General features: G+C 69.9%; 6 protein-coding genes. 4 read left to right on the top strand and 2 right to left on the bottom strand.

All coding sequences use genetic code 11. The features are described 5' to 3' along the window. On the bottom strand, positions 1–430 hold a 430-nt coding region (locus tag J7E68_RS05875), incomplete at its 3' end, for an NAD(P)-binding protein (protein ID WP_215170735.1). Then, positions 423–545: a hypothetical protein gene (locus tag J7E68_RS20115; RefSeq protein WP_285224875.1), complete on the bottom strand. Its 123-nt coding sequence runs from the start codon at positions 543–545 to the stop codon at positions 423–425. The genes J7E68_RS20115 and J7E68_RS05875, both read right to left, overlap by 8 nt. Positions 546–662: 117 nt before the next feature. Between J7E68_RS20115 and J7E68_RS05870 the strand changes: the two genes are divergently transcribed. From J7E68_RS05870 to holA, 4 genes are all read left to right on the top strand, one after another. Further along, positions 663–1,334 carry a Type 1 glutamine amidotransferase-like domain-containing protein gene (locus J7E68_RS05870; protein ID WP_215170733.1) on the top strand — a complete coding sequence of 224 codons (672 nt, stop codon included), beginning with the start codon at positions 663–665 and terminating at the stop codon, positions 1,332–1,334. Positions 1,335–1,408: 74 nt separating this feature from the next. Further along, the gene (locus J7E68_RS05865) at positions 1,409–2,284 is read left to right on the top strand and encodes a MerR family transcriptional regulator (protein ID WP_215170731.1); all 876 of its coding nucleotides are present in this window, start codon (positions 1,409–1,411) and stop codon (positions 2,282–2,284) included. Between the two features lie 257 nt (positions 2,285–2,541). Continuing rightward, positions 2,542–4,776 carry a ComEC/Rec2 family competence protein gene (locus J7E68_RS05860; protein WP_311416463.1) on the top strand — a complete coding sequence of 745 codons (2,235 nt, stop codon included), beginning with the start codon at positions 2,542–2,544 and terminating at the stop codon, positions 4,774–4,776. Positions 4,777–4,816: 40 nt separating this feature from the next. Further along, positions 4,817–5,854 (top strand): DNA polymerase III subunit delta, encoded by a 1,038-nt coding sequence (gene holA / locus J7E68_RS05855; protein WP_215170727.1) that lies wholly within the window; start codon positions 4,817–4,819, stop codon positions 5,852–5,854. The last annotated feature ends 36 nt before the right edge of the window (positions 5,855–5,890 follow it).

Here is a 5,890-nt window from a genome sequence, read left to right as displayed (position 1 = left end):
CGCGCACGGTGACATCGTTCCGAGCGAGACGCGAGAGGGGATGCACCAATGCCGGGCCCGCCCAGCGCGCCAACGCGACGGCGTCCCGACCGCTCACCAGACCGCTGCGCAGCGAGGCGGTGATCGACAGCGGATGCCGCACCGGATGCCGCAGCTCGGCCATCCCGTCGATCGTGCGCACCCGCACTCCCACCGGGAAGCTGCCCAGCGCGAGCGTTGTGAGATCGACGCTGCGGCGGAGCGCCGGGTAGGCCGGATTGAGAACCTGGAAGCCGCGATCCAGCCGGAAGTCGTCGACGATATCGGTGCGCTGGCGCCCTCCGACGGCATCCGCAGCGTCGAGGACGACGACATCGAGCCCGCGTGCGCTGAGCAGCCCGGCGCAGCGGAGCCCCGCGAGCCCGGCACCGATCACGATCACGTCATGCATCGGCGACGACCTCTCCTCGGCGGATGGCCGACGCACGTCGGCCGATCTCCGCACGTTCGTCGTGGTCGATCCCCTCGCCGAGCACGATCACCAGATTGCGCAGGCTCCGCTCCATGGCACCAGCGTACGACGGGATACCGGGGAGCGTATCGCCCCCCGTGCCGCCAACCGTCGTGGCCTGTCGCCGGCCCCGTCCAGACGACACAATGAAGGTCAGACGAGAGGGATCGCGATGAAGCTGCTGCTCACCTCAGGGGGCGTGACGAACGAGTCCATCCGTCATCGGCTGCAGGAACTGCTTGCCAAGCCCGTCGAGGAGTGCAACGCGCTCCTGATTCCGACGGCGCAGTGGGGGCATCCGATGTGCTCACCTCAGAGTGCGTGGATGTCGATTGCGGGCCGCTGGCCGGGACAGCACGATCTGGTCGAGCTGGGGTGGCGATCAGTCGGCGTCCTCGAGCTCACAGCTCTGCCGAGCATCGACAGGGACCGGTGGGAGTCCTGGGTCCGCGACGCCGACGCGCTTCTCGTGGATGGAGGGGAAGCGGTCTACCTCGCGCACTGGATCCGGGCATCGGGCCTGGAGCGGCTCCTGCCCGAACTCACGGAGACGACATGGGTCGGCGTCAGCGGAGGCAGTATGGCGCTCACGCCGCGAGTGGGCACGCAGTTCTTGGGATGGCGGCCGGACGAAAGCGATGAGACGCTCGGCGTGGTCGACTTCTCGCTGTTCCCGCATCTCGACTACCCGGGCTGGGAGTCGAACACGTCGGAAAGTGCGCGGCAGTGGGCGTCGCAGATCGACGGCCCCGCATACGCCATCGATGATCAGACGGCGATCAGCGTCGTGGACGGGGAGGTGCAGGTCATCTCCGAGGGAACCTGGCTCGCGATCTCGCGCTGAGCGCGGAGTTGCACCTTCCGTAGCGTCATGTGGTGCAGTGGAGGTATCCCGCCCACCGAGGAAAGGCCCCGCACATGTTCTCGTCGTTCATCCCGCCTCGCCGAGTCGCGATCGGGGATGCGGCCGCCTTCGTCGGCACCACGCCGCGGGCGATCCGTCATTACCACCAGATCGGTCTGCTTCCGGAGCCCGAGCGGGGGAGCGATGACCGCCGCCGGTACGGCTACGACGAGATGATCCGGCTGCTGTGGATTCGACGCATGGCCGACGCCGGCATCGCCCTCGACGACATCCGCGACGCTTTCACGGTCGCGGCCGGCCCTGCCGAGCCCGACAGCGACAGCGATGTGGCGCGCGTCCTGGAGCGGCTGGAAGCATCCCTCGTCGCACGGCAGGCCGTGATCGAGCAGCAGCGGACCGCCGTGAAGCGAATGCGTGCGCAGGGCAGCAGACTGGGCGTGCTCTCCGACATCGTGAGCGACCGCCTCACAGACCTCCCCGAGGAAGCCCTGCGGCAGGACGAACTGGACACCCTGCTCGTGACCGAGCGGATGTTCGGTGCGGCCGTCGCGTCCGTACAGGCATCGCGGTTCATCGCCCTGGCCACTCACCCGGACCTTCGAGAGGATTCTGACCGTGTCAACGCCGCCGAAGAGGCGCTCGATGACTCGGTCGCGGTCGACGACCCTCGCGTGGCGGAGGTGGCAGCCGAACGGCACGCCTTCGAGGCCGCCCTCCACGCGGTGATCGAGAGATCGGGACTGGCGCAGGCCGACCACGCCCGGCTCGACGCCTGGGACGAGGGGAGTCCCGCGCCCGCCGACGGCGCTTCGGCGTGCGGGGCGACGAGCCTCGCCGAGACTGTTCGGATGATGCCCTACGACTTCTCGCCGGCTCGCTGGCGGTGCATGGAACTCGCGCTGGAGCTCGACGGGCCCGGAACGCCTTGACTCTTGCGGGCTCCCGGTGAGCACGAGCGGTGACGTCGCCGCCGTTTCTCCACAGGACGACACCGGGGATGGTTGTCCACAGTGACGGGGTCCGCGTCGGAGAGGCTGTCGAGGGCGCCCTAGGTTCTTCTGATGCGGGCATCCCTGATGAGCTTCAGCATTCGATCGATCCTCACTGTCATCCGTGGCGGGGTGCTCGTGTGCGTCGGGATCTGAGGCTTCTTCCCGTCGCCGGGGGAGCGTGGGCGGTTGCGCTCGTGTGCGTGTTCGCGCCCGCCGCGGCGGGGTGGTGCGCACTCGCGGGTGGTGCCGGAGCGGTGGTGTTGGGGGCGATCCTGGTTCGTCGTCGACGGTCCGACGCGTCGCGCACCGCCCTCGTACTCGTCGTGCTCGCGGCGATGGCCGCCGTCTCGATCACGGCCATGGCCGCATCGCCCGCTCGCGACAGCGCCGCGTCGTGGAATGAACGGGTGGTCGAGGCTGTGGGGATGGTCACCTCATCGGCGTCGAAGGGTCGGGACGGGCGTCTCTGGATGGAAGTGCAGCTGACGGGTATAGGTTCCCTCGGTGCGGTCCGAGCGGCCTCGGCGCCCGTGCGCATCGGCATCGACCCGGCCGACGGTTTCGATCTGGGCGCGACGGTCAGGGTCACGGGCGAGGCCTCGGCGACGGATGCGGGGGAGAGGGCGGCGCTCGTGGTGTTCGCGAGCACCGCCGCGGTGGACGTACCGGCATCCGGTGTCTTCGCGATGGCCGCCGAAGTGCGCAGTGCGTTCATAGAGCGGTCGGTGAGGCTGCCTGAACCTGGGGCCGGTCTGCTCCCCGGTCTCGCGGTGGGCGATACTCGTGCGGTGTCGACGGAACTGAGCGACGACATGCTCACGAGCGGACTCAGCCACCTGACCGCGGTCTCCGGCGCGAACTGCGCGATCGTCGTCGGCGCCGTGTTCTGGCTGGTGGCGCTGTGCGGGGGAGGCCGCACGACGCGGGTCTTCGTCGCGGCTGCTGCGCTGGCCGGCTTCGTGGTGCTCGTCACCCCCGAGCCCAGTGTGATCCGGGCGGCGGTGATGGCAGGCGTGGCGATGCTGTCTCTGCTGCTGGGGCGACCGAGTGCGGGAGCGGGGTTGCTTGCTCTCAGCGCCGCAGGGATCCTGATCGCCGACCCGTGGCTCGCCTCGACGCCCGGCTTCGCCCTGTCGGTGGCAGCTTCGGGCGCTCTGATCATGCTGTCGCCGCCTCTCGTTCGCGGACTGAGCAGATGGATGCCGCAACCGCTCGCCCTCGCGATCGCGGTGCCCAGCGCCGCGCAGCTGGTGTGCGGCCCCGTGATCGCCCTGTTCTCCGAGCAGCAGTCCCTGATCGGGCTGGTGGCGAATCTGCTCGCCGCGCCCGCTGCGCCGATCGCGACCGTCATCGGGCTCCTCGCCTGTCTCGCCGCTCCGGTCCCTGCCGTCGCCGATCTGCTCGTGGCGTCGGCGTGGCTTCCCGCCGCGTGGATCGCCGAGACCGCGCGCGTCATGGCCCAGGTCCCATTCGGGCAGCTGGCTGTGGCTCCGGGCCTCGCGAGCGCCGCGTTGGTCGCCCTCGTGAGCGCGTCGACCGCCGTGGTCATCGCCGACGGGTTCCCGCGGCGACGGTCGATCCGCGCGACCTCGGCGACGGTGCTCGCTGTCGTGCTCGCTCTCGGCGCCGCGCACGTCGCGCTCACCGGCCCCCTCGCGCGGGCGACGACGCCGGAGGGATGGTCTGTGGCCGCCTGCGACGTCGGGCAGGGAGATGCGCTGGTCGTGCGGTCTCGGCAACACGTCGCGCTCATAGACACGGGACCCGATCCCGCATCTCTCGACGCATGCCTCCGGAGCCTCGGTGTCGATCGAGTGGACCTCCTGGTGCTCACGCACTTCGACCTGGATCATGTCGGCGGTGTCGATGCGGTGCAGGGCCGAGTGGATGTGGTTCTGCACGGTCCGGTGGGGGAGAGCGGCGATGAGATGATGCTGCACCGACTCGCCGAGGGTGGCGCGACGGTCACGTCTGCGGCGGCAGGGCTTCGGGGAGAACTGGGAGCGGCGTCGTGGCAGGTGCTCTGGCCGCAGCGAGGCTCCACCGTGTTCCCCGCCGGGAACGACTCGAGCCTCGTGCTCGAGGTGCAGGGGGCGGAAGTCCCGCGATCCCTCTTCCTCGGCGACCTCTCGGCCGAGGCGCAGCGGATGCTGGTTCGCACGGCCCACCTTCGAGGCTCCTACGCCGTGGTGAAGGTGGCCCATCACGGCAGCGCCGACCAGGACATGCAGCTCTACAGCGACCTGCACCCCGCTGTCGCGCTGTTCAGTGCCGGTGTCGACAACGATTACGGGCACCCGCGCGCCGAGACGCTCGCCGCACTCGCGTCTGCCGGGGCCGCGGTGCTGAGGACCGATCAAGAGGGGCGACTGCTCGTGGGAATGCGCGACGGTGAGCTCCAGGTGTGGACCGAGAAGGAGCCTCCCTGAGAGACGGCGTGACGTCGGTGGCCCCCGGTAGTCTGGATGCATGGCTGCTCCTCGTACCTCGTCCCGCGGTGGAGCCAAAACGGCCAAGATCCCGCAGGTGTCCTGGAGAGATCCCCGACCGGCACCCGTCGTGCTGGTCTTCGGTCCCGAAGAGGTCTGCGCTGAGCGCGCGATCGCGGGAGTCCGCGACTACCTGCGCGCTGAAGACCCCGCGCTCGAAGTCACCGACGTCCGTGCCGACGACTACGCGCCCGGCACCCTGCTCTCGCTCACGTCGCCGTCGCTCTTCGGCGAGCCGCGACTCGTGCGAGTGTCCGGCGTCGAGAAGTGCTCAGACGCGTTCCTGCAAGAAGCAGTGTCGTACCTCGATCACCCGCAGGAGGGCGCCACCGTCGTCCTCCGGCACACCGGGGCCAGCGTCCGCGGAAAGAAGCTGCTCGATGCTCTGCGAGCGGGCACCGGCGACGGCATCGAGATCCCCTGCGCCGCGATCAAGCGTGATGGCGATCGTGTCGACTTCGCCGCGGGAGAGTTCAAGGCAGCCCAGAAGCGCATCGCGCCCCCGGCGCTGCGTGCCCTCGTCTCGGCCTTCGCCGACGATCTCACGGAACTCGCCGCAGCCTGCCAGCAGCTCATCGGAGACGTCGAGGGAGACGTCACCGAAGACGTCGTCACCAAGTACTACGGCGGCCGAGTCGAGGTGTCGGCATTCGTCGTCGCAGACACGGCGATCGCCGGCCGCTACGGCGAGGCGCTGGTCGCGCTCCGCCACGCACTCGCCTCGGGTGCCGATCCCGTTCCGATGGTCGCCGCGTTCGCCATGAAGCTGCGCACGATGGCCCGGGTCGCGGGAAACCGCGAGCCCAGTCGTCAGCTCGCGCAGCGCCTGGGCATGAAGGACTGGCAGGTCGACCGGGCGCGCAGAGACCTCGCCGGGTGGAACGAGCGCTCGTTGGGCATGGCGATCCAGGCGACCGCGAGGGCGGATGCCGAAGTCAAGGGTGCGGCGCGCGATCCCATCTTCGCCCTCGAGCGGATGCTGACCGTCATCGCCACCCGCCAGCCGTTCGGCGAGTGACGCACGGTGCCGCCCCGGCACCCGCCGCCCGCCCGC

It is taken from the genome of Microbacterium sp. ISL-103 (assembly GCF_018613995.1).
Lineage (GTDB): Bacteria > Actinomycetota > Actinomycetes > Actinomycetales > Microbacteriaceae > Microbacterium.
This window is presented reverse-complemented; position numbering and strand designations above follow the sequence as displayed.